This window comes from Terriglobia bacterium, from assembly GCA_020072565.1.
In the GTDB taxonomy this organism is placed as follows: Bacteria; Acidobacteriota; UBA6911; order UBA6911; family UBA6911; genus JAFNAG01.
On the sequence record JAIQGI010000047.1, the window covers coordinates 16,187 to 39,873 of the forward strand.

Annotated in this window: 17 protein-coding genes; 9 read left to right on the forward strand and 8 right to left on the reverse strand. The window is 60.4% G+C overall.

The features are described from left to right. The first annotated feature begins 16 nt into the window (after window positions 1-16). Both LAP85_22795 and LAP85_22800 read left to right on the forward strand, forming a co-directional pair. The gene (locus LAP85_22795; GenBank protein MBZ5499237.1) at window positions 17-1,240 is read left to right on the forward strand and encodes an MFS transporter; all 1,224 of its coding nucleotides are present in this window, start codon (window positions 17-19) and stop codon (window positions 1,238-1,240) included. 341 nt (window positions 1,241-1,581) lie between these two features. Beyond that, complete coding sequence (locus LAP85_22800) at window positions 1,582-3,372, forward strand: IS1634 family transposase (GenBank protein MBZ5499238.1); 1,791 nt, start codon at window positions 1,582-1,584, stop codon at window positions 3,370-3,372. A 76-nt stretch (window positions 3,373-3,448) separates the two neighbouring features. Here the strand turns inward: LAP85_22800 and LAP85_22805 are convergent, their stop codons facing one another. Further along, window positions 3,449-4,678 (reverse strand): ribonuclease H-like domain-containing protein, encoded by a 1,230-nt coding sequence (locus LAP85_22805; protein MBZ5499239.1) that lies wholly within the window; start codon window positions 4,676-4,678, stop codon window positions 3,449-3,451. Continuing rightward, entirely contained in the window at window positions 4,675-7,044 is a 2,370-nt protein-coding gene (locus tag LAP85_22810) for a DEAD/DEAH box helicase (protein ID MBZ5499240.1), read from the reverse strand. The genes LAP85_22805 and LAP85_22810 overlap by 4 nt, the downstream gene beginning before the upstream one ends. A gap of 458 nt (window positions 7,045-7,502) precedes the next feature. On the opposite strand from LAP85_22810, the gene LAP85_22815 reads away from it, so the two are divergent. Next, a complete protein-coding gene (locus LAP85_22815; protein MBZ5499241.1) occupies window positions 7,503-8,834 on the forward strand; it encodes a hypothetical protein in 1,332 nt (443 codons plus the stop codon). A gap of 135 nt (window positions 8,835-8,969) precedes the next feature. Here LAP85_22815 and sixA read toward each other — a convergent pair whose 3' ends face one another. After that, on the reverse strand, window positions 8,970-9,461 hold the full coding sequence (gene sixA, locus LAP85_22820; GenBank protein MBZ5499242.1) for a phosphohistidine phosphatase SixA: 492 nt from the start codon (window positions 9,459-9,461) through the stop codon (window positions 8,970-8,972). Window positions 9,462-9,606: 145 nt separating this feature from the next. Between sixA and LAP85_22825 the strand changes: the two genes are divergently transcribed. Then, a complete protein-coding gene (locus LAP85_22825) occupies window positions 9,607-11,160 on the forward strand; it encodes a Ppx/GppA family phosphatase (protein MBZ5499243.1) in 1,554 nt (517 codons plus the stop codon). Then, window positions 11,157-13,271 (forward strand): polyphosphate kinase 1, encoded by a 2,115-nt coding sequence (ppk1, locus tag LAP85_22830; GenBank protein MBZ5499244.1) that lies wholly within the window; start codon window positions 11,157-11,159, stop codon window positions 13,269-13,271. The genes LAP85_22825 and ppk1 overlap by 4 nt, the downstream gene beginning before the upstream one ends. A gap of 30 nt (window positions 13,272-13,301) precedes the next feature. On the opposite strand, the gene LAP85_22835 is transcribed toward ppk1, so the two are convergent. After that, on the reverse strand, window positions 13,302-14,075 hold the full coding sequence (locus LAP85_22835; GenBank protein MBZ5499245.1) for a hypothetical protein: 774 nt from the start codon (window positions 14,073-14,075) through the stop codon (window positions 13,302-13,304). A 219-nt stretch (window positions 14,076-14,294) separates the two neighbouring features. On the opposite strand from LAP85_22835, the gene LAP85_22840 reads away from it, so the two are divergent. From LAP85_22840 to LAP85_22855, 4 genes are all read left to right on the forward strand, one after another. Then, the gene (locus LAP85_22840) at window positions 14,295-15,527 is read left to right on the forward strand and encodes an efflux RND transporter periplasmic adaptor subunit (GenBank protein MBZ5499246.1); all 1,233 of its coding nucleotides are present in this window, start codon (window positions 14,295-14,297) and stop codon (window positions 15,525-15,527) included. Then, a complete protein-coding gene (locus tag LAP85_22845; protein MBZ5499247.1) occupies window positions 15,524-16,480 on the forward strand; it encodes a tetratricopeptide repeat protein in 957 nt (318 codons plus the stop codon). The genes LAP85_22840 and LAP85_22845 overlap by 4 nt, the downstream gene beginning before the upstream one ends. Before the next feature lie 82 nt (window positions 16,481-16,562). Next, a complete protein-coding gene (locus LAP85_22850) occupies window positions 16,563-17,759 on the forward strand; it encodes an ABC transporter permease (protein ID MBZ5499248.1) in 1,197 nt (398 codons plus the stop codon). Continuing rightward, window positions 17,752-19,068 (forward strand): TolC family protein, encoded by a 1,317-nt coding sequence (locus LAP85_22855; protein ID MBZ5499249.1) that lies wholly within the window; start codon window positions 17,752-17,754, stop codon window positions 19,066-19,068. The genes LAP85_22850 and LAP85_22855 overlap by 8 nt, the downstream gene beginning before the upstream one ends. 211 nt (window positions 19,069-19,279) lie before the next feature. Here the strand turns inward: LAP85_22855 and LAP85_22860 are convergent, their stop codons facing one another. The 4 genes from LAP85_22860 to LAP85_22875 all read right to left on the reverse strand — a co-directional run bounded on the left by LAP85_22860 (window position 19,280) and on the right by LAP85_22875 (window position 23,523). After that, on the reverse strand, window positions 19,280-20,143 hold the full coding sequence (locus LAP85_22860) for a phytoene/squalene synthase family protein (protein ID MBZ5499250.1): 864 nt from the start codon (window positions 20,141-20,143) through the stop codon (window positions 19,280-19,282). A 143-nt stretch (window positions 20,144-20,286) separates the two neighbouring features. Beyond that, entirely contained in the window at window positions 20,287-21,315 is a 1,029-nt protein-coding gene (locus LAP85_22865) for a zinc-binding dehydrogenase (GenBank protein ID MBZ5499251.1), read from the reverse strand. Between the two features lie 29 nt (window positions 21,316-21,344). After that, window positions 21,345-22,451, reverse strand: a complete 1,107-nt coding sequence (locus tag LAP85_22870; GenBank protein ID MBZ5499252.1) for an alcohol dehydrogenase catalytic domain-containing protein — start codon at window positions 22,449-22,451, stop codon at window positions 21,345-21,347. A gap of 31 nt (window positions 22,452-22,482) precedes the next feature. Beyond that, window positions 22,483-23,523 carry an NAD-dependent epimerase/dehydratase family protein gene (locus tag LAP85_22875; protein ID MBZ5499253.1) on the reverse strand — a complete coding sequence of 347 codons (1,041 nt, stop codon included), beginning with the start codon at window positions 23,521-23,523 and terminating at the stop codon, window positions 22,483-22,485. Window positions 23,524-23,687 lie beyond the last annotated feature (164 nt).

Here is a 23,687-nt window from a genome sequence, read left to right on the forward strand (position 1 = left end):
AAAGGGAAGGCGTCCGATGTGGTTGACTGAAGCCACCGTGGTCCAAAAGCGCGCTCTTCTGGCCGCTTCCCTGGGTTGGATGCTCGACAGCATGGACATCATGCTCTACTCCATAGTCCTGTCTTACATGATGGGAGACCTGGGCATGACGAAGGCAACCGGGGGGCTGATGGCCTCGCTCACGCTTGGAGCCTCTGCTTTCGGCGGCATTTTTTTCGGAATCCTCGCCGACCGCATCGGGCGCGCGCGCGCCATGATGACGAGCATCCTGATCTATTCGCTGTTCACGGCGGCGTGCGGCTTGTCCCAAAATATCTATCAACTGGCTTTCTTCCGGATCTTTCTCGGGCTGGGCATGGGAGGGGAATGGGCATGCGGCGCCGCGTTGGTTGCAGAGACCTGGCCGGCTCAGCATCGCGGCAAGGCGCTCGGCGTCATGCAGAGCTCCTGGGCCATCGGCTACGGATTGGCGGCGGCACTCGCGTGGGTTGTGCTGCCCCGGTTCGGCTGGCGCGCGGTCTTTTTCGCGGGGATCCTGCCCGCATTGGCGGCATTCTGGATCTTTCTTTATGTGCCCGAGCCCGAAATCTGGCGACGATCCCGGAGACAACTGGGGGGCTCTTCGCCTTTGGCTGGGCTCCTCGCCCTTTGGCGCGGTGAGCACCGGCGAGATCTGATTGTTACTACGGCTGCCAATGCCGGCACCATGTTCGCTTGGTGGGGGCTATTCACATGGATTCCATCCTTCCTGTCGCTCCCCCCCGATCAGGGTGGCACGGGTCTGGACATCAGCACCACCTCGAAATGGGTCATTTTCATGCAGGTGGGGACGTGGCTGGGGTACGTTTCATTTGGCTATATCAGCGATTGGCTCGGACGCAAGTGGGTTTACGCAGGCTACATTTTCGTAGCTGCGGCGCTCGTCCCGCTTTACGCCCACACCCGTGACCCGGTCTCACTGCTGTTGATCGGCCCGCTCGTCGGCTTCTTCGGCACCGGATATTTCAGCGGCTTCGGCGCGATCACGGCTGAGATCTTTCCCACTTCAGTGCGGGCCAGCGCCCAGGGGCTGACCTACAATCTCGGCAGGGGCGTCAGTGCTGCGGCGCCTTATTTCATCGGCGCATTGAGCGGCGGGCGCGGGCTGGGCTTCGCCTTTTTCCTTGCTGCAGGCTCTTTCCTCTTTGCCGGCATACTGGCGCTGTTTATTCCCGAAACCCGCAACCGCGAACTGACCTGAACGTCCTTCGGCGGCGACTGCGTGCCCGGAAGCGATTTCGCGGACTTCGTATTCATGACCATCAGATCATTGCGCGGCGGGCAAGAATCCCAAATGTTCCCTGGTCTCTGCGACCTCAGCGAACTCCGCGTTGAGAATGGTTGGCTGCAGTTCTGCCGCACCATGCATTGCATGGGCTAACCCGACTTTGACAACTGGGCCGCAAAAATCACAAAAATGAGGGGGTGCCGTCCCCATAAGTCTTTTTGAATCAACAGAGGCACCCCTCAAAACCCGCCAAAAGCGCGTGTAGTGAAGACCTACCCCCTTGCAGTGGCGATCTGTCTGTAGACAATAGCAGCATGTTCCTGCGAATGACCAAACGCATCAAGGACGGCAAAGAACACCGCTACTGGAGCATCGTCGAGAATCACCGCATCGCCGGCGGCCGCGTTGCGCAGAAACATGTTCTATACCTTGGCGAGATCAATGACAGCCAGATGGAAGCCTGGTGGCGCTCGATTGAGATTTTGGAGAACGGCAAAAAGACACCCCGCAAGATCTCCCTGTTCCCCGAAGATCGAAAGGTACAGTCGAATGATCACGACGTGATTCACGTTCATGTGAATCAGATGCGACTGCATCGGCCGCGGCAATGGGGAGCCTGCTGGCTGGCCTTGCTTTTATGGGACCAGTTGCAACTGGATCGCTATTGGGCCGGGAAGCTGCCGGAGAGCCGCGAAGGGACTCGATGGTTGAACGTATTGAAGATTCTGGTCTCCTATCGGCTGATCCAACCCGGGAGTGAGTGGCGGTTGCACCGCGACTGGTACGGCAAGAGCGCCGTGGGGGACCTGCTTGGCGAGGAAGGAGAAGTCGTTCCCTATCAGAATCTCTATCGATGCCTGGATATGTTGGTGAAGCACAAAGAGGGAATGTTTGCCTTCCTGAAGCAGCGCTGGCAGGATCTGTTCAATGCGGGCTTTGATGTTCTGCTGTACGACCTGACCAGCACCTATTTTGAGTGCGATCCTCCGCACGCGGGGAAGAGACGTTACGGATATAGCCGCGATAAGCGCTCCGATTGCGTGCAGGTGGTCATTGCCCTGGTGGTGACACCGGGAGGCTTTCCGCTCTGTTACGAAGTGATGGATGGAAACACCAGCGATCGCACCACGCTGCGGCAGTTTCTCAACAGGATCGAAAGTCAGTATGGCAAAGCCCGCCGCGTGTGGATCATGGACCGTGGCATTCCGACGGAAGAAGTGCTGACGGAAATGCGGCAATCGGAAACCCCGATCTATTATCTGGTGGGAACACCGAAAGGACGGCTGAACAAGCTCGAAGCACAGCTACTGCCATTGCCTTGGGAAAAGGTGCGCGCCAGCTTGAGTGTCAAGCTGCTCAAGCAAGACCAGGAATTGTACGTGCTTGCGTGCAGTACGAGCCGGCAGGCGAAAGAGCGCGCCATGCGCCGCCGCCGACTGAAGCAATACTGGAACCGGCTCCGTGAACTTAGCGGCCAGAAATTGGATCGCGACCGGCTGCTGATGAAAATCGGAGCGGCCAAAAAGGATGCCGGCAATGCCGCCCGGTTAGTTGAACTATCATTGCCTGCGCTGCATCAAGCGGTCACATCGGAAACGTTTCGCTTCAGCTTGTGCAAAGACAAGCTCCGCAAGGTTCGCAAACAGGAAGGACAATACTTGCTGCGCTCGAATTTAACCGGTGAGGATCCAGCCACGTTATGGAAGTACTACATCCAACTCGTCGAGGTTGAACAGGCGTTCAAGACCCTCAAGATGGATCTTTCCTTACGTCCCATCTACCACCAGAAAGATGAAAGGATTGAAGCGCACATCTTCGTGGCCTTCCTTTCGTACTGCCTTCAAGTAACCTTGCAGCAGCGCTTGAAAGCCCTGGCTCCTGGTCTGACCGTGCGGTCGGTTCTGGAAAAGTTTGCGGTGATCCAATTGGTGGATGTTCATCTGCCGACGACGGATGGCAGAGAGCTGCGGTTGCCGAGATATACCGAACCGGACAAAGAGCACCTTCTGTTGCTCTCCAGATTGGACCTGAAACTACCTCCTCAGCCAAGGCCGGAACTCCTGGACAAGAAGCCCAAGATGACCAAGCTGAAGATGAACGTGTAGTGAAGACTTTCGGGGGTCGCTTCTAATGTTTTCAATGACTTACCTGCCGTCACACCCCCCAGTTGTCAAAGTCGGGCTAAGACTGCTTGTTGAGACGGGCCTGGAGGCGGTCGAGGCGATGGCGGAAGGCAGCGTGCCAGCGCCTGTATTGGTGCGCCTCGAGGCGCCCCGCCAGGTAAGCCTCGCGCAGCCGGGTCAGAGCAGAACGCGCCAGCGCCTGTGCGCGCTCGGGCTCGCGCGCGCGGTGCTCATAGTAGATGGCAAGCTGCTCGTAGGCCCGGATGCCGTCGATTGAGTCGTCCAGCAGCGTTTCCCACAGCGCAGTGGCCCGGTCGAAGTCGCCGTGCCGCCTGGCCAGCAGCGCCAGCTCACGCCGCGCCATGCGATCCGCTTCCTGCGGCAGGCCGCAGGTCAAAGCGCGCTGATACCCTTCCTGCGCCAGCAACTCTTCTCCATGCCGGTGGAGCATCCTGGAAACGCCATAGAGCTCGCCTGCGTCGCCGCCACTGTTTTCGGGCCCCTCGAGCAGACTCGTGATCCGCGCCGCCAAAGCGGCAAGACCGCGCAGGTCCATCTGATTATGACGGAAGACTTCGATGATCGGCTCTTCGGGGCCGCCGCGCAGGAAATCGAAATATCTTCCCGGAATCGAATGGGATGGGATGTCGGGCCCGCGTTCAAACTGCAGCACCTGTTTTTCGAGTTCCGCCAGTGCCACCGATTTCAGGCGCAAACGCCACAGTTGCCGGGCCGGATGAAGCAGATCGAGATGTGCGGCAGGCCTCTCGACGGCGGCGGCGCGTGTCATGCGATAACGAGTTTCCAGCAACGGCCAGTCGAAACTCTTGCCGTTGAATGTGACCAGTATGTCCCTTTCAACAAGCCGGTGCGAGAGATCCAGCAACAGCGAAGCCTCTTCGCTGTGATCCCGCATGAAGAGTTGCTCGACGACAAAGCCGTCTCCGTCCCACCACGCCAGGCCGACCAGAAACGCATAGGTGCCTGTGCCGCCCGACAGACCGGTAGTCTCCGTGTCAAGGAAGATCCAATGGCTTGGATCGCCGACCTCTGATGTCGGATTCGGTGCCAGCAGGCGCTGGGCCCGCGGCCCGATCCGGCAAGGTCCGGGGCTTGGAAAGCGGCACGTCACGGCGAGATGGCAGCCATGGAGGGTGGTGCGCAGTTCCGCACCCGGTAAGCGAACCAGACGCGCGTGCGTATCTTCTTCCGCTGGGGTTCCGGCTGGTTTTCCCGCCTCGGCGCGAGGGCGCAGCGCGGCAATGTGGGAGAACTTGTCGAAGATCATGGGCACAGACGATCGAGAATTGCCAGCGCGGCCTCCTTGGCTCGTGCTCCGGTCTCACCGGCGGGGCCGACGCAGGAAGGGCAGCCGCTTTCGCAGGCGCAACCTGAAATCAGCTCGCGCGTCCGGCGCACGAGCTGGTCATGAATACGATACAACGGTTCGCTCAAGCCGATGCCGCCGGGATAGGCATCGTACAGATACAACGTCGGTTTGAAAAACTCTTCCGTCTGATCCTTGCCGCCGGCTACGGGTGGGTTCGGCCATTCGATGCCACTCGCGGCCGGAGGGGCGCCTTCCCCGATCGTCGCCCCGAGATCGCGCTGGTCGCACATCAACAGGAGGCAGGCGATGGATTCGAGGGCGTGAAGGAGACCGAACATGCCGTCCTGCCTTTCGGAAATCGAAAAAGGCAGAGCCGCCAGGAGCTCCTGGCTGATGGTGATCCAGTATGCCGTGGTATGCATCTCGTTTTCGGGCAGCTCGAGCTTGCCGGCGCCGACGTTTTCAAGCGTGAAGAACTTGATCTTTTTGAAGCCGACGACCTGCGAGCGCACCTGCACGTCGCCGTGCCGGCGCACGGCGGGTCCGGCGACGCACGCCTCTTCCGCAATGTCTAACGGCCGAATCTGCGTGTAGCGGATCGCATCCGTGAAGTAGTCCACCTCGACTCGCTTGACATAGGCCTTGCGTTGATCGAATTCCAGCCGCTCGACATGATACTGCTGCCCGCCGTGGAGATAGATCGCCTTGGGATGGACCGTGGTGAGGGCGCCGGAAAAGTCGATCTCTCCGATCACCTCCGGAGCATCCGTTTCGTCGATGATAACGAAGTTGTCGGAAGTGATGGACCTCAGGCTGACGGTATCGGCGGGATACGCCTCCTGGGTCCAGTGCCAGTATTCTCCACTCTTGTGGAGATAGCCGGCTTCGCAAAGCCGCTCGCACAGCTCCGCAAGGTCCACGGCGCCGAAGGCCTCGTCATGCGCCAGCGGCAGCTCGAATGCGGCACACTTGAGGTGATTGACGAGGATCTCCAGATTGTCCGGCTGGATGTAGGCATGCTCGGGCGAACTGCCGAAGAAGTAATCGGGATGCTTCACGATAAACTGGTCCAGCGGCCGCGAGGAAGCGACCAGGACGGCGCACGATGCACCACTGCGCCTGCCGGCACGCCCCGCACGCTGCCAGGTCGAGGCGATCGTGCCGGGATACCCGGCCAGAACCGCCACGTCGAGCGAGCCGACATCGATGCCGAGCTCCAGGGCGTTGGTGGCTACCACGCCCCGGATCTGGCCTGTGCGCAGTCCGCGCTCGATCTCCCGCCGCTCCAGCGGCAAGTATCCGCCCCGGTAGCCGCGGATGATCTCAGCCTGGCCCGGCGGTTGCGGGTTGGCCTGCTTCAAGTAGGTGAGCAGGACTTCCGTGTGCAGCCGGCTGTTGGCGAACACGATGGTCTGCAATCCGCGCTTCAGGAACTCCTGTGCCAGGCGATAGCTCTCGTTTATGTAGCTGCGCCGGATGCCGAGGAAGCGGTTGACCACAGGAGGGTTGTAAAAAACGAGATGTTTCTGGGCCGAAGGCGCTCCGTTGGCATCGATGACCTCGACGTCTTCTTCGAGCAGCCGGCAGGCAAGCTCGCCTGGATTGGCGATGGTTGCCGACGAGCAGATGAACTGCGGTGACTGCCCGTAGAAACGCGCGATGCGCCGCAGCCTGCGGAGGACGTTGGCGAGGTGGCTCCCGAACACGCCCCGGTAGGTGTGCAGTTCGTCGATCACGATGTAGCGGAGGTTTTCGAACAGGCGCGTCCAGCGGGTGTGGTGGGGCAGAATCCCGGTGTGCAGCATGTCCGGATTGGTGATGACCACATGCCCCTGCTGGCGAATGGCGCGACGCGCGTCGCTCGGGGTGTCGCCGTCATAAGTGAAAACACCCCACCGGTCTCCCGTCCTCCGTCCCAGATCCTGCAGTTCCTCCAACTGGTCCTGAGAAAGCGCTTTCGTGGGGAACAGGTAGAGCGCACGCGTGTCCGGATTCTCCAGCACCGCGTTCAGAACGGGCAGGTTGTAGCAGAGAGTCTTGCCCGATGCCGTCGGCGTTACCACCACGACGTTTCTGCCCTTGCGCACGCGCTCCGCCGCCTCCGCCTGGTGCGAGTAGAGCTGCACGACCCCTTTTGCCCGATAAGCATCCGCCAGTTCCGGCCTGACCCATTCAGGCATCGGGGCCCATTGAGCCTCGCGTGCCGGAATCTGATGAACGGCAGTGATCACCTCGTCGGAGCGGTCCCTTGAGGCCAGTTCGGCGATCACTTCGCCCACACCGATGAGGGCCGTGCTGTGGCGTCCGGAAGGACGAGAATCCATAATTTTCACCTTTGTTTCACCAAACCTATCATAAGATCCACGCGCTTGGCAAGAATATCACCGCAGAGCCTACGTCGCGGCCCGACGGCCGCGATCACACCTGAAACCACGTAATAAACGGTGCGGAATATCCGCAGCCTGAACCCTCAACGCAGAGGGCGCAGGGGCCGCGAAGGATTTTTGCGTCTGCACGATTTTTCTCCACGATCTCTGCGTTGATCTTTTTTTTGCTTTTCCTGCCTAAATGGCAAGAATCTGCTGGTAAGTGGTACCAAGCGTTCGAGAATGGTTTTCATGGGTTTCGTGATCCCCGGTGAGGATGTGACGAGAATCGCAAAACCAACATCTGGAGGTTGAAATCGTGGGTCGACAGTGGAAATATCTGAACCTCTTGCTCCTTTCTGGAATCTGAAAGATTGAGAGCAGGCAATTGATCACAATGCTGACAAGGAGTAGCCATGACTAAGAGGCAGATCCATACCGCTATCCTTACAATTCTTCTCATCCCTTTTTTGCGCGCCGTTCCGGCACTGGCAAGCGGAGATAAAGTGGTGCCACACGTGGTCGACGGCGATCAGGGAGATGGCATCCGTTACCGTACTAAATTCGACATCACGAATATCAGCCCGTGGCCTAATACGGTGCTTACCAAGGTTTCCGTCCTCTTTTATAAGGACGACGGTACTCCCTGGACGGTCGCAATCAAGGACCCGGTGTCGGGCAACGCTCTGAATGTCAGTTCCTACACCCCCCTTCTGGGCATGTCCCAGACTGTGCGGGTTGAAACTCTGGGAACCGGGAGTCTTGCGAGCGGATTTGCCATCATCAGAAACCTTGAGGTCCCGGCGAACCATCTGGAATTCGCCGACCAGGGTGAGGTAGCGATCACGGTGTACTTTGAAGTACTTTCGAGAAACTCGCAGGGAGGGTATGACATCATCGATACGGTGAGTGTTCCCACCAGCCAGCCTACTGTTTCCTGGACATTTCCGGTGGAAATCGACAAGACCAAATCCCCATCGCTCCTCACCGGCTTTGCGATGGTAAATCTCTCAGATGTGTCGAACGCCGTGACTATCGACTTGTGGGAGACCAAGGCTCCACTATCTAACGATGCTGTCCAGTACCCCCAATCGGCCAGCCTGGTGCTGAGCGGCACCAATCCGACAACATCCAAAAAAGCAGTCGGATTTCTTGATCAAGCTGCGTTTTTTCCCGGAATCACGAAATTCAAGGGGATGGCTGTCGCTTCCTCGTCAAGCCCCGTGGCGATCCTGGCGTTGCTGCAGACCCCGACTCCGACGGGAGTCCAATTTGCGACGCTTGTGCCTGCCTACCTGGACTCTCTGCGGCGCAACACTCTCATGTATCTCCCGCAAGGCTACTCTTTGGACGCAGACATCCCCGTCGTCGACTACTTCCGCGACGAGACCTCTGCAGCGGACCCGTACTACGAGACACCCTGGGACGTGCTTTTCCAATCGGATCAGAATGTCACGACAGGCAGATGGCTGACCTCGCAGCAGGGAGCGATGTTTCACACGATCGGTGTGATCGCTCCGCAAAATGCGGGCAGTTTCGACACGATAAGCCTGGACAATCTTCGCAGCTTCACCTACTCCACGGACAGCATCGACCTTGGTGACAGCTCAGGGAATCTGGTCCAGGGTTTCACTTTTGCCATCAAGACGGGTTTGGGGCGTTATGTGAAGGTTCGGGTACGAGACTGGGTAGAATACACCAACAGTTCCGTCAAGGACCTCCTGCTCGAGATCTATGTTTTCAAGTGACGAGTTTCGGCAGGCTGGGGTTGTGGTGTTCATTGCCGGCCGCACAGATCGTCAAGACCTCCAGGATTCCGCCTGATCATGCGCGATCCTGGAGGTCGGAGCGGTCCTTTTCCCGAGTTAAAAATCCGGAAGGATTCAGGCGAGCTTGCGCAGGATTGCGGGGGGCATGAGCCAGAGTAGCGTGCCGCGCGGCTCCTGCGTAAGTTTCTCGATTTCGAGGGCGCAGGCTCCGCCCTTCTTCAGGTCCAGAGCACAGCCTGAAGGTCCCCAGGCGATTTCACCGGCAGTCTCTCCCAACGAGGGCTGATGCCCGACGAGCATGACGGCTCCGGCCCCCTCGTGCCTGCGGATCTCCCTGTAGAGCTCGGGTCGATTTCCGGACGGGGCGAGCGCGGGTACCAGTTTCAACGAGGGCTTGCCGGCAAAGGCCTCGATCAGGATCTCTGCGGTCTGGCGGGCCCGGACGAGCGGGCTGCTGAGCACAACCTCGGGGATGGCCTCGGCGGCGCGCAGGCCCGCCGCAGCCTTCTTCATCTTCTCGATCCCTTCCCTGGTCAGTTCCCGGTCGGCGTCTGCGACCCCGGTGCCCTGCACTGCGATGGCGTGTCGTACGATATAGAGAATCATCCTTTTCATCCCCCCACGACTGTCTTGTAGCATCACCTGGGCCCACTCGCAAGGAGAGGTTGCCGGTCGGTATCGATCCTGATACCTGCGATTCACAAAGCGGCGCGGGTCCTGTAAGATCAGCACATCAGCTTGCAGGCAAATTATGGCAGATTCGCCCAACAATCTGCTCGCCGCCATCGACATCGGCGCCAGTTCCATCCGCATGGATGTTGCCGAGGTGACATCCGAAGGCAGGCTGCACATCCTCGATGCGCTCAAGAAGGGGGTGCAACTCGGAAAGGACACATTCACGGATGGCTCTGTCGGCGAAGATTCAATCCGGGCTACCTGCGAGGCGTTGCGCGATTTCAAAAAGATAATGGACACGTACGGAGTAGTCCGGTACCGGGCCGTTGCCACGAGCGCCGTGCGCGAAGCTTACAACAGGGACACCTTTCTCGATCGTGTGCTTATGAGTACCGGCTTGGACATCGAGGTGATCGACGGATCGGAGGAGAACCGGCTCACATATACTGCGGTGCTGGAATCGCTGCGCGGCGGCCCCGATGTAAGCCAGGGGCAGACTCTCCTGGTGGAGGCGGGCGGCGGCAGCGCAGACGTGACGATGTTAACCAACGGCGAACTCCTGCAATCGGGAACCTTTCCCCTGGGATCGATCCGGTTGCGCGCCAGTGTCGGGGCTGCAGCCGGTTCCCACGCGCAGGAAATACGGCTGTTGAAAGCCCAGATTGCCAACATCGTAACCGGTATCCGGCGCACCTTGCCGATTCAGCAAGCGGCGAACTACGTCGCGGTCGGCGGCGACGTGCGGCTGGCGGCGCGCATCGCCCTGGGCGTGAAACGTGACCAGGGCGCCCTGGAACTGCCCCGTGAGAAGTTTGGGGAGTTCGTCGACTCGGTCTCCAAGCTGACCATCGACCAGTTGGTGCGCAAATACTCTCTTTCCTACCTCGATGCGGAGACCCTGGTCCCGGCTTCGCTGACCTATCTGGCGCTGCTGATGGCGACATCGGCTCAAAGCGTGATCATCAGCGACGCCAGCATCCGGCTCGGGATTCTTCTCGACCTCATACCCACGGCGGAAAAAGACCGCCTGACCAATCTCAGCCACCAGATCCTCTCTGCGGCGCGCGGGCTGGGCCGTAAGTATCAGTACGATGAAGGGCATGCCGATCGCGTCAAAGAGTTGGCTGAGCTTCTCTTTGAGAACCTCAGAGGCGAGCAGCACATGACCGAGACGCATCGCCTGTATTTGCAGGTAGCCGCGCTCCTGCATGACATCGGGCTGTTCATCAGCTCGCGCAGTCACCACAAGCACTCCTACTACCTCATCTCTCAGTCGGATCTCTTCGGCCTGCGGCGCAAGGAACTGGAGATCATTGCGAACATAGCCCGCTATCATCGGCGCGCTTTGCCTCAGCAGAGTCATGCGCCATTCATGGCGCTGGACCGTGACGAGCGCATGATTGTTTCCAAGCTGGGAGCCATCCTGAGAGTCGCCAACTCCCTGGACAAGGAGCACCGGCAGAAACTGGCGGATCTGAAGGTAACGCGGGAAGGCGATCAACTGGTGCTGCTGGCCCGCACCATGTCGGATCTCACCATGGAGCGGCTGGCGCTGGCCAGCCGGAGCGATTTTTTCATCCAGGTCTTCGGCAGGAAGATCGTGCTGCGTGAAGGGTCGACCCATCCATGAACGGCGAGCCGCCGCACAAGTTTTTCAATCGGGAGCTGAGCTGGCTGGAGTTCAATCGCCGGGTGCTCGAGGAAGCGCAGGATCCGCTGAATCCACTTCTTGAGCGCCTGCGTTTCTACTGCATTTTTCATTCCAACCTCGACGAGTTTTTCATGGTGCGGGTTGCCTCCGTCCATCGCCTCATCGAGGAGGGAGACCACAACCCGGACCCGGCCGGGCTGACCCCGTACCAGCAGCTGGAGGCTGTGCTTGCGGCAGCGCGCGCATTTCAGGAGGAGAGTTCGCGCCTCTATCGGGAAGAGTTGCTGCCGGCATTGGCCCGCGAAGGGATTCAAATCCTGCCCACCGGCGGGCTGAGCCCGGCTCAGCACAAACATCTCGATTGGTACTTTGAAGGAGAGGTTTATCCGGTTTTGACTCCGATCGCGATCGCCGGAGCGGACCCATTTCCGCACCTGCCGAACCTGGCATTGAATCTGGCGGTGCTGCTGCGCTCCGCCGGGCAGCCGGAATCCGAGCAGCGCCTGGCGATTGTCCAGGTGCCCGGCCGAATGCCTGGGCTTATCCGTCTTCCGGACGGCGATGCAATCCGCTTTTGCTGGTTGAGCGATGTCATCAAGGACCGGGTAGGGACTCTCTTTCTGGGTTACGAGATTCTGGAGGCGGCGTGTTTTCGACTCACACGTGATGCGCAGTTCGAACTCGACGATGAAGGTTGGCACGACTACATGCGCATGCTCGAGTCCGAACTGCGCAAACGGCAGAGCGCGAGGCCGATGCGGCTGGAGTACGAGGAGAACATGAGCCCGGGCCTCCTGCTGCGCATCCGCCAGGGACTGGATGTCGACGAGACGATGCTCATGCCCAGCCGCGGGGCGCTCGATCCGCGCCCCCTGCTGAGCCTGGCCGACATGCCGGGTTACGAGAGGCTGCACTACCGGCCGCAACCGCCATTGGCGCCCGTGGCCCTGGCGGTGGAGCGCGGCATCTTCGACATCCTCCGTGATCGCGACATCCTGCTTCACCATCCCTATGACTCCTTCGATCCTGTGATCGAATTCCTGCAAGCCGCAGCCGAGGATCCCGACGTGCTCGCCGTCAAACAGACCCTATACCGCACGAGCGGAGCCGGGTCACCGGTTTTGACCGCTCTGATCCGGGCCGCCGAGAGAGGAAAGGAAGTGACCGTACTCGTCGAACTGACCGCGCGCTTCGACGAGGAACGCAACATCGGCTGGGCGCGGGACCTGGAGCAGGCCGGAGCGCACGTCCTCTACGGACTCGCGGGGCTGAAAGCACATGCGAAAGTCGCGCTTATCGTGCGGCGCGAGCCGGAGGGAATCCGTCGCTACGTTCATCTCGGGACCGGGAACTATAATGAAAAAACTGCCCGGCTCTACACCGACTTTGGCCTGCTCACGGCGGCCGACGACATCGGCCGGGACGCATCGGGATTCTTCAACGCAATCACCGGTTACTCCGAGCCCCCGATGTTCCACCACCTCACGATGGCTCCGATCGGCATGCGGGAATCGATTCTGACCCTGATCCGGAGGGAGGCGGATCGGGCCCGATCCGGGCAGAGGTCGGGGATTTTGGCGCAGATGAACTCGCTGGTGGACCAGGTGATAATCGAGGAGCTTTATGCCGCAAGCGCCGCCGGCGTCCCCATCAAGCTGAACGTGCGCGGCATCTGCTGTTTGCGGCCCGGCGTGCTCTCCTTGAGCGAAAACATACGCGTGGTCTCGATCGTCGACCGCTATCTCGAACACAGCCGAGCCTTCCTGTTCCGCAATGGCGGGGAGGCGGAAGTGTATGTCTCCAGCGCTGATTGGATGCCACGCAACCTGGACCGGCGTGTGGAACTGATGGTCCCTCTGCTTCAGGAGGCGACACGGGAACGCGCCATCCAGGCTCTCGAAGCCCAGTTTGCCGACAACCGGAAAGCCCGCCTGCTGCTGTCAGACGGTCGCTACGCCCGAATCACGCAGGGTGAGGCGGAACCGGTTCGTGCCCAGGAATACCTCTATCAGGTTCTATTGGAGGAACGCGAGCGGATTCGCTCGATCCCGCCGGTCCGCTTTGTTCCGCTCGAGAGGAAACAGCCGTGAAAGCCCGACAATGGACCAAGGACGAGTTCTTCATTCGTCATTCAACTTGTCCAGGTAGCAGGCCAGGAAGCGGCTGAGGCTCGCGCGCGCCGCAGCGGACCGCTCGCGCCATTGACTGTAGCGGCGCAGCCAGCCGCCGGCGGCCAGGGTCCTTGCCGCGCGTCGAAGGGAGCCCGAGCCGGGGCTGTAGGAAAGGGAAGCGAGGAAGTCGTCATCGGCCGTATCGCTCACGGCGCGCACGCAACTGAGCGGAATGCCCCGGGCCGAGGCGATCCGGGCCAGCGCGGCGGTCTCCATGTCGACGATCGCCGCGTGGAATCTTTGGAACAGAACCCGCTTGTGCTCCGGAGTGCCGATGATGCAGGGAGAGGTCAGAGTAGCGCCGCGGCGTACGGCCAGACCGGCGGCATGCGCCCGGGAGAGGAGTTGCTCCGCCCCGGCGAGCGGCCAGCCGCCCCCAAGACCAATCTGACCCAGAGGAACTCCCCGGGATTCCTCCGAGAGCATGTCGGCGCGATCCACTACAACCAGTTCCCCCTGCTTCAGTTCGGGGTCGAGCGCACCGGCGTAACCGGTAACCAATATCCGTGTAGGCTGCAGCCCGGCGAGGGCCCGCTCGAGCACAGAGGCCGAATGAACAGGCCCCACGCCGAGCTTGAGCAGATGCAGCGTCTCACCCGCACGCATCCCTGTCCAGAGGGGCACACCTGTAGTCCGGATCTTCGTCCTCCGGGTGCACAGCTTCAGTACGGTCTCCATTTCCTCTGACAGAGCCGTGGCGATCAGCAACATGAACCGAAGCATAGGACCGCCTGCGTTGCATGTAAAGGCAAAGAACCGGTTCTCCGGCGTCTGACATCCAGCCTCCGACCATGGAGGTCTGCCTCCATCATCTGAGTGATGGAATGTCAGTCATCTTCCCACCCGCTATGCCGCCAGGGCCTCAAATCTGAGGCCCGGGGTCGAATGTCGGAGGTCGGGAAAGGTTGAACCGTACCCCGTCATCGGATATATTGACGTAACATGAGAAAAGTGTTGATTTTGCTGATCGTGGGTCTTCCGACTCTGGTGGTGGTGGCCGCGATTCTCTGGACAGCAGGAGCCTTCACTCGAGCCGAACCGGTCGATGTCGTCGAGGTCCAGCTCGCCGCGCTTCATCGCAGCATCACCACCAACGGCAAGATCGAGGCGGACAGGGTCACCGAGTTGAGAGCACCGCTGTCAGGGATCTGCCGCCGGACTGACGTGCACGAAGGGGCGCCATTAAAGAAGGGGCAAGAAATCGTGCGCATCGAGGACCCATCGCTGCCCTCCCAGCAGGCCGTTGCCCAGGCTGAGCTCGATGCGGCGCAACTGGATCTCCACGACGTCCAGCGCGGGCCGGCGCCTGAGGAGCTGAATCAGGCCGAGGCCGAGGCGACCCGTGCTCAGCTGGCACGCGACAACGCGCGCAAGATCCTCCAGACCAATGAATGGCTGCTCGAACGCGAAGCCATCTCGCGCTATGAGGTGGAACAAAGCCGGCACGCCCTGGCCGAAGCCGAACAGGCGCTCAGGGCCGCCCAGATGCGGCAGGAAGACCTGAGAAAAAGGTACGGTGATCCGGACCGCCGTCGTGCTCAGTCCCGGGTCGAGGCTGCCCAGGCGCGCCTCCAGTATCTCAACCTGTCCAGGGAACGGCTGGTCGTCCGCGCCCCCGAAGATGGGACCTTGTTTCAGCTGAACATCAAGGATGGCGCCTACCTCAACACGGGAGATGCGATCGGCCTGCTTGCCGATCTGACGCACTTGCGCCTAAGGGCCTATGTGGATGAACCCGACATCGGCCAGGTTGCGGTCGGAGAGAAGGTTTTGGTCCGCTGGGACGCTCATCCGCTGGAACAGTGGCAGGGACTGGTAATGCGATTGCCCGCGCAAGTGGTGGCGTTGGGCACTCGCTCCGTTGCCGAAGTGTTGTGCAGCATCGATAATGCCAAAGGCACGCTCATACCCAACATCAACGTCGACGTCGAGATCGAAGCGCCCAACGGGCCTGCGGTCACATCACTCCCGCGTAGCGTCGTTTTCCCCGAAGGAGCAAAGGAGTTTGTCTGGACCATCGATGGGGGCAAAGCCGTGAAGCATTACGTCGAGACCGGGCGCAGCACCAACACCCGGATCGAGATCACCGGCGGTCTTTCTCCGGGTGAGAAAGTCATCGATCCGGGCGACATGCTGATCAGTGACAGCCTCAAGGTGACGGCCAAAACAAGATGAAAGCTGCGATCCTGCTCGGCCTGCTGATGCTGCTGCCCCTGCGCGGCGACGTTCAGGGTGTCGACGCCGCCAGAGAACTGTATGAGCGCGGCAAGTTTCAAGGTGCGGCGGATCTTCTGTCCAGCTTGATCCGGCAGAGTCCCAAAGATGTCGATCTGCGCATCTGGTATGGCAAGACCTGCCTGAAGTTGCGGCGCTGGGACTTAGCTGTGCAGGAATTTGACAGGGCAGTCGAGCTCGATCCCCAAAAAGGCCAGAATCATCTCTGGCTCGCCCGCGCCTATGGTAACAAAGCGCAACACTCCTGGCTCAGTGCGATCCCATCGGCGGGGAAGGCGCGGAAGGAGTTTGAAACCGCCGCGCAGTTGTCCCCGGCCAACGTGGATATCCGTTTCGACCTGCTCGAATTCTATGCCCAGGCTCCCGGCTTCCTTGGGGGCGGCAGGGAAAAGGCGGCGGCTCAAGCCGAGGCAATTGCCAGACTGTCACCGCGGCTCGGCTATACGGCGCGCGCCGAGATCTACCAGAACGACAAGGAATGGGATCGGGCGCGCCAGGAACTGATCCAGGCGACTCTGAAGTTTCCGAACGATGCCGGCGGGCACGCGGATCTGGCCGGGTTTCTGCTGCAGCGCCGCGATTATGAAGGCGCCGAGGCGAGTGCGCAAAAAGCGCTCGCCTTGGATGGATCGCTGCGCGGGGCCCGGCTGATCCTTGCTGCGGCGCAGGTCGCCCTTCATCGAAACGTTCCCGGCGCCCTGCAGGTATTGCAGGAACTTGCCGCGGGGCCGCTGACTGAAAATGATCCTTCCTTCGAAGAAGTCAACTATTGGCTCGGGCAGGCGTACCTGGCGCAGGGTCAGAAGGCGGAGGCACGCCAGGCGTTCCAGACCTCTCTCGGTTTTGATCCGGATTATTCAAGATCCAAGGACGCCCTGGCGCAGATCCGGTAATCCCATGCGTTGTTGCGGCCAAGCAGCGCACGAAACACACGAAAAACTTGGCGTGGTTACGATGTGGGTGTAAGGTCCGATTATGAACGTGGTCGAATCCGCAAGCGTTGCTTACGAGAGCCTGCTTGCCAACAAGCTGCGCGCGGGCCTCACTATGCTCGGGATGACCATCGGCACTGCATCCATCATCCTGGTGGTGACGATCGCCCTGACTTCCAAGGAATATATTCTGCAGCAGATCCAGGGCGTCGGCTCCAACCTGATCTATCTCTACTATGAAGCCGGCAATACGGTTTCCGGCACCAAAAGCCGTGCGGACGATCTGACCCTGGGGGACCTCAACGCAGTCCAACTACTCCCCGGCGTTGCTGATGCCACGGGTATCGTCGTCAAATATGACCGCCTGTCCCTGCGCGGGAGAGAGAGGGAGATCACGGTCATCGGCACGACGCCGGATTACTTGAGGGTGAGGAATCTCCGCATTCTCGCGGGGAGGTTCTTCGACGACTCTGACGAGAGATCCTTCAACAAAGTTTGTCTGCTCACGGAAGATCTTGCGGTACGGCTTTTCGGCACTCTGGACGTGCGCGGCAAAAGCATCCGGCTGTTCCATGTCAGGTTCGAGACGATTGGCGTTTTCAGGGAAGGCGTCGAGACTTTCGGAACCTCCGAGGTCTCGACGTACTCGGCCCTGATCCCGATCCCCATCATGCAGCAGTTCGACAACAACGACAAACTGGACCAGATTTATGCTTCAGCCCGGCGCACCGAATCGGTTCCGTCGGTAACCCGGCGGATTCAGCAGTTGGTGGAATCACGGCACCGCGCGGGCACTTCCTACCGCGTCGAGAATCTGGCCGAGATCCTGCGCGCGGCCGGACGCATCGCGACGGCCATAACCATCGTTCTCTTCCTGATCGGCACCATTTCTCTGGTGATCAGCGGCATCGGCATCATGAACATCATGCTGGTATCGGTGACGGAACGGACGAAAGAAATCGGCGTCAGGATGGCGGTAGGCGCCAGGCGTCGCGAGATCCTCTATCAATTTCTGGCCGAGTCCACTTATATGGCCAGCATCGGGGGGGGCTTGGGCATTCTGCTCGGCGTCTCCGGGCCGCTGCTTGCCAATTGGTTCACGGGCTTCAACATCCCCATTTCGTGGATCTCGATAGTGCTGGCCTTTCTGCTCTCCTTCACCGTCGGCATAACTTCCGGACTCATTCCGGCCAATCGTGCTGCAAAACTGGATCCTACGGAGGCGCTGCGCTATGAATAAATTTTCAGGACTTCTCATCTCGCTGCTGGCAATTTGCGCCTCGGCTTCGGCTTCGGAATATGTGGGGCAGGAGGCTGCCAAGGCCGGGCGTACACTCACGCTGCGCGAGGCTGTTCGTCTGGCATTGGCGCGCGGGCCGGAAGTATATCTGGCGCAGGCGGAGGCGGCCAGGGCGGGAGAAGCGCTCCGTGAGACACGATCCCTGAACCTGCCACAAATCGTGACCGGCACCGGCCTCGCTTACAATACCGGTTTTCCTCTCAGCATAGAGGGTTCGGCGCCCTCGATCATCCAACTGGGAGCGAGCCAGTCGGTTCTCAGCAAGAAAAACAAGAATCTCGTTCGGGAGGCTGAGCAGGGGAACATAGCGAGCCAGGCGGGCCCGGATGGCGCGCGCAACGGACTGGTGGCCAGGACGATCCTGCTCTACAGCGAACTCCACCAGGCACGGCTGGCTATTCCTCTATTGGAACAACAGCGCGGGACTGCGTTAAAAAGCCGGCAGATCACCGAGGCGCTGTTGCAGGCCGGGAAGGCTCGCCCAGTCGATCTTACTCTGGCGAAAATTGCGGCCGCGAGTCTCGAGCAGCAGCTGCTCGTCATGCAGGAACGAGTGCGCCTGGCCGAGGCCGGCCTGCGGGAGCTCACCGGGATTCCCGAGAACGAAGCGATCCGGACGGAGACACCTGAGATCAAGAGCGAGCTGCTGACACTTTCACCGGACCTCCTCTATCAGAGAGCTCTGGAAATCCACCCTGAGATCCGGGAGGCCGAAGCCACCCTGCGTGCGAAGGAATTCCATGTCGAGGTTGAGAGGGCCGAGCGCTATCCGCAGCTTACACTCGTCAGCCAATACGCGCTCTTCAGCCGGGCAAACAATTATCAGGACTATTTCAACCGCTTCACGAGAAACAACTACATTCTGGGCCTTTCGATTCAAGTGCCGTTGTTCAACGGATTCCGCACCGAGGCACGCATAGCGCAGAGCCGCCAGGATGTCGAAGTGGCCCGCCTCCGGCTGCAGCGCCTGAAGTCCGATCTGAAGCTGAGCCTGGAACGGAGCGCGAGCGATCTGCGCATTGCGAGTGGCGCAGCCGAGCTGGCGCACCTCGAAGTGGCTGCTTACGAAGAGAAGCTCAAGGTCAGCGAGACTTTAATGGAGGCGGGACGCATCGAGCCCGGAGCTCTGGACGCCGCCCGTGCCCAGCTCCTGGAAAAACTGGCTGCTGCGACAGAGGCCGAGAAAGCACTCCTCGAGCGGCAAGTGGCACTCCTGCAGGCTACGGGTTCCCTCGCCGCCCTCTTTTGAATTTGGATTTGGGACTGCGGATTTTGGATTGGACTGGTTGGCGATTTGGGGGCTTCCGGGAAACCCAACCTCCGGCATCCGCGGTCGCGCCTGCGGCGCGGCAAAAGTTCCTGCACGCCGACCAGGACGGAACGGTCGGCGTCGGCCGGCGTTTTTCCGCGTCCAAAACTGCATTTCGGTCACACTTTCATGAATAATTCAGGGCTACCATCTAGATGTGGAAGAATCGCATAGAGAGCGCTCTCAGTGCGATGGCGGTTTTTTCCGCAGCGGAGAGGCGGATGGCCGGGCCGAAGACGTCAAACCGGCGCTGGACGATCTTCCTGAGCAGGCGCTCGTATATCTGCATCATCGCCCACAGTGCCGGCCGGCTGGGGGCATGGACCAGGGGGAGCAGGGCGCGCGCCTGCGTGTAGTATTGCGAGGCCCGGTCGGTTTCAAAGGTCATGAGTTCCTGGAAGCGCGCGTCGAAGACGCCACGCCGCAGGTCGTCAGGGGCGTAATGAAACCTCTCGAGGTCCTCTGCGGGAAGATAAATGCGGCCCAGGCCGGCGTCCTCCTTGATGTCGCGGAGAATGTTGGTGAGTTGGAACGCGATGCCGCAGTGCTCGGCGAGTTTTCTGGCGCGCTCCTCCGTGTAGCCGAAAATCTGCAGGCAGACCAGACCCACGGCGGATGCGACGTTGAAGCAGTACCGGTAAAGATCCGCAAAGGTTTCGTAGTGGCTGATGGTGAGATCCATCTCAGCGCCGTCGATGATCCAATGGAAATAGTCGGCGGGGATGGAATATCTCCGGACCGAGTCGTGGAAGGCAGGGAGAATCGGGGACCCGTCGAATTCCCCTTTCACCGCGGCGTTCAGTTGCGCGCGCCACATCTCCAGTGCCCTGCGCTTGTCGTCCAGGGCTCCTGATCCGTCGGAAATGTCGTCGCAGTAGCGCATAAAGGAGTAGACGGCGCAGAAGGCGCGCCTCTTCTCGGACGGGAGCACGGCGAAGGCGTAATAGAAGTTGCGCGCGCGACTGCGCGCGACCGCCTCGGCACTGCGATAGGATGCGGCAATCTCAGGATTCAAGCGGCCTCCGTCCCTGGGGTGCGGCAGCTTGCTGTGGTCGTTGCCAGGCGCGACAGCGGACAGGGACAGCCGGGCGCAAACACAATTGCGCACTGCGAGGCTTCCGCATCAACTTCGTTGCTGTCTGCACGAGGCATCAGCGTTCAGGGAATGATGGCGATCTTCAGGTCGCCGTTCCGGTTCAGGAGCCGTTCCAACACAGTGCCCAAAGATGCGAGACTCTCCTCGCCGGTGATGAGGGACGCGGCGCGCACCTGGCCCTGCCGAACGGTTTCCAGCGCTTCATGGATGTGACGCGGCGTGTGGTGAAAAGTCGCCTTGATCGTGATCTCCGAGTAATGAATGAGTGTGCTGTCGAGCGGGATGTGCGTGCCCGACGGACACCCGCCGAACAGGTTGATGGTACCCCCGCGGCGCACCATGCCCATGGCCTGCTGCCAGGTCTCTCTCGAGCCGACGGCCTCAATGACCACATCCGCTCCGCGCCGGCCGTCTGTGAAGTTGCGCACCTGCTCGATCACGTTCGAGTGTGTGGAATCGACGACATAATCGGCGCCCATTCTGGCGGCGAGTGCGAGCTGATTGGGTCTCTTGCCTGCGGCGATCACGATTGCGCCGAGGTTTTTGAGCAGCTGCACGAACATGAGGCCGATGGGACCCATGCCGATGATCACGACCATGTCGCCTTCGGCGATCCCGGTCTCTTCGATACCACGCAGAACGCATGCCAGCGGCTCCACCATCGCCGCTTCGCTGAAGCTGAGATTGTCAGGCAGGATCAACAGATTCTGGCGCACGATCCGTTCGGGAATCTTGATGAACTCGGCGTAAGCCCCGTTCAGGAACTGCAGATCCTGGCACAGGTTCGCCAGGTGTTTTCTGCAGAAGAAGCAGTTGTTGCAGGGAGCCGAGTTGGCCGCCACCACCCTCATGCCGGGAGTGAAGCTTTCAACCCCCGGTCCCACCTCCTCGACGACTCCAGCCAACTCATGGCCGAAAACCGACGGTGGCGCGATCATGCGCGCATGAAAGCCCTGGCGGTAGACCTTCAAATCCGTGCCGCAAGTCAGGGCGGCTCTGATTCTGACCAGGACCTCGCCGTGTGCGACACGAGGGATCGGGATCTGTTCTATGCGGACGTCCCGCTTCCCATACAGAACCGCCGCAGTCATCTTCTCCCTAGTAACCTTGATCAGTTCTCTCATGGCTGTACTATGACCTTTAGTGAGTCCTCTGACGGATGAGATGCAACGTGGATCGCCTCAGCGAACCGCTCCAATGGCAGGCGGTGGCTGATGAGCCGCGCGACGTTGATCCTTCTGCTGAATATCAGGTCGGCGGCTTTCTCCTGCAACTCCACCGAGGAACTATAGCTGCCGATCAACTGTTTTTCCTCCACGCAGATGCGCGATGCGTCGACGGGAATCATTTCACCCGGAACGGTATTGGCGAACAGCAGAATCCGCCCGCCCCTGCGCACCAGGCCCTGCGCGGCACTGATGGTCCGCGAATCTGCAGTCGCGATAATGGCCAGATCTGCCCCGCGGCCGTCGGTGAGTGCCGCAATGGCCGACCCGATGTCGTCATGCTTGGGATTCAAGGCCGACCGGGCACCCAGTTGCTTCGATATTTCGAGACGACTCTGAATGAAATCGAGCCCGATTACCTGGGCACCCTCGATCACAGACGCCTGCATCAAGAGGAGCCCCACAGGCCCCTGTCCGAAAATGACCACGACCTCTCCTGCCTCCAGCGCCGCGGTCTCCAGGGCTTTGAGGCAGGTATTGAGAGGCTCCAGGAAGCTGGCTTCCTCGAAGCCGACACCATTCGGCAGCGCGACCGTTCCTGCATCCACGATCCAATCCATAACCCGTACATATGCGGCGAATCCGCCGCCGGCAGGTTCGAAGCCGGCGGTCGTGCCGGTACGCCGGTAATGCTCACACTGCGAGAAGAATTTCTTCCGGCAATAGAAGCAGTGCCGGCAGGGAACATGGTGATACACCGCCACACGATCCCCGGGCGCGAACCTGGTCATCCGCCTGCCCGCGCGGACGACCGTTCCGGCAATCTCGTGGCCGAAGATCCTGGGCGGTTTCACCAGGCCCAATTCAATCTTCTTGAGATCCGTGCCGCAGACCCCGCACGAGTGAACGCGGACCAGCAGCTCCCGATCCGCGATCTGCGGCACCGGAACCGTCTCAAGCGTCATGCGATTCGCTCCGCGATAGACCGCCGCCCGCATCTCGGCCGGCACAGCCAGCTTGATCGGATCGGTCTCGCTAACAACAGCATTCAGTTTCCGCATCGAGTTCCAACCTCGGGTGCCTCGCCCGGAATCATGCTGTCCCGGCGCGCAGGTTCGAGATGCGATCCTGTGCCGAACCCGGATGCCAGCCGTGACGGAAATATTCGACGGCTTTGCGCAGAGCCTGCTCGGCGGGCCTGGGATCGTAACCCAGTTCGCGGCGCGCCTTGTCGCTGCTGACATACATCTTGTACCGAGCCATCCTGACGCCGTCCAAAGGGATGGACGGTTCCCGGCGGAGGATGGTTCCCAGGAAAAACTGGTTCATATAGGCGGCGATTAAGGCCACCGTCCATGGCATCGGGAGCCTGGGCATGCGCCGGCCGCAGATGTGCGCGAGAGTCTGCAGGATCTCCCGAAGACTCATGTTTTCTCCGCCCAATATGTACCTCTGTCCGATCCGCCCCTTGCGCTCGGCCAGGAGGTGACCCTGTGCCACATCTTCTACATCCACGATGTTCAGCCCGGTGTCCACATAAGCCGGCAAACGCCCACGCAGAAAATCGAGAATCACCTTTCCTGTCGGCGTCGGCTTGATATCTCCCGTGCCCACAGGTGTGGTTGGATTGACGATCACCACCGGGAGGCCTTCATGCGCGAACTCGTGCGCGACCTGTTCGGCCATGAATTTCGACCGTTTGTAGTGGCCGATCATGTCGTCAAGTGCTACGGGCGTGTCCTCGTCGGTAGGGACGCCATCCGCCCGCATGCCGATCGCCCCGACTGTGCTGGTGTAAATTACTTTCTCGACTCCAGCTTCACAACAGGCCGACAACAGGTTCCTGGTCCCGGCTACGTTACTCTCATAAATCTCCTGAGGGTTTCGAGCCCAGAGACGATAGTCGGCCGCGATGTGATAAACCCAGCGACACCCCTGCACGCACCGCACCAGAGAACTTGCTTCCCTGAGGTCCCCCACAACGATTTCGCAGCCCAGCCCTTCGACGTTGTGCGCAGGACTCGATTGGCGCGCGAGGATGTGCACGCGGTCTCCCCGCATGCGCAGCAGACGAACCACGTGGCTGCCGATGAATCCGGTCGCGCCGGTCACGAATGTGAAATCGTCGGGCATCACGACTCCCTGGGTTCCTGCCTGAATGCGCGTCGATACTTTACGCTGTCCGGCTCTCGATGCGCACGACTATTTTCTGTCAGTGCAGATCGGCGAGCGATCATGGGCCGATTGCAAACTGCTGAAACGCGACGTCTGGTTCGACGCAATTTCGGATGCCGGAA

Excerpts from the sequence above, each read along its gene's own strand:
- LAP85_22795 (MBZ5499237.1), top strand. The coding sequence starts at position 17 with ATGTGGTTGACTGAAGCCACCGTGGTCCAAAAGCGCGCTCTTCTGGCC.
- LAP85_22800 (MBZ5499238.1), top strand. The coding sequence starts at position 1,582 with ATGTTCCTGCGAATGACCAAACGCATCAAGGACGGCAAAGAACACCGC.
- LAP85_22805 (MBZ5499239.1), bottom strand. The coding sequence starts at position 4,678 with ATGATCTTCGACAAGTTCTCCCACATTGCCGCGCTGCGCCCTCGCGCC.
- LAP85_22810 (MBZ5499240.1), bottom strand. The coding sequence starts at position 7,044 with ATGGATTCTCGTCCTTCCGGACGCCACAGCACGGCCCTCATCGGTGTG.
- LAP85_22815 (MBZ5499241.1), top strand. The coding sequence starts at position 7,503 with ATGACTAAGAGGCAGATCCATACCGCTATCCTTACAATTCTTCTCATC.
- sixA (MBZ5499242.1), bottom strand. The coding sequence starts at position 9,461 with ATGATTCTCTATATCGTACGACACGCCATCGCAGTGCAGGGCACCGGG.
- LAP85_22825 (MBZ5499243.1), top strand. The coding sequence starts at position 9,607 with ATGGCAGATTCGCCCAACAATCTGCTCGCCGCCATCGACATCGGCGCC.
- ppk1 (MBZ5499244.1), top strand. The coding sequence starts at position 11,157 with ATGAACGGCGAGCCGCCGCACAAGTTTTTCAATCGGGAGCTGAGCTGG.
- LAP85_22835 (MBZ5499245.1), bottom strand. The coding sequence starts at position 14,075 with ATGCTTCGGTTCATGTTGCTGATCGCCACGGCTCTGTCAGAGGAAATG.
- LAP85_22840 (MBZ5499246.1), top strand. The coding sequence starts at position 14,295 with ATGAGAAAAGTGTTGATTTTGCTGATCGTGGGTCTTCCGACTCTGGTG.
- LAP85_22845 (MBZ5499247.1), top strand. The coding sequence starts at position 15,524 with ATGAAAGCTGCGATCCTGCTCGGCCTGCTGATGCTGCTGCCCCTGCGC.
- LAP85_22850 (MBZ5499248.1), top strand. The coding sequence starts at position 16,563 with ATGAACGTGGTCGAATCCGCAAGCGTTGCTTACGAGAGCCTGCTTGCC.
- LAP85_22855 (MBZ5499249.1), top strand. The coding sequence starts at position 17,752 with ATGAATAAATTTTCAGGACTTCTCATCTCGCTGCTGGCAATTTGCGCC.
- LAP85_22865 (MBZ5499251.1), bottom strand. The coding sequence starts at position 21,315 with ATGACTGCGGCGGTTCTGTATGGGAAGCGGGACGTCCGCATAGAACAG.
- LAP85_22870 (MBZ5499252.1), bottom strand. The coding sequence starts at position 22,451 with ATGCGGAAACTGAATGCTGTTGTTAGCGAGACCGATCCGATCAAGCTG.
- LAP85_22875 (MBZ5499253.1), bottom strand. The coding sequence starts at position 23,523 with ATGCCCGACGATTTCACATTCGTGACCGGCGCGACCGGATTCATCGGC.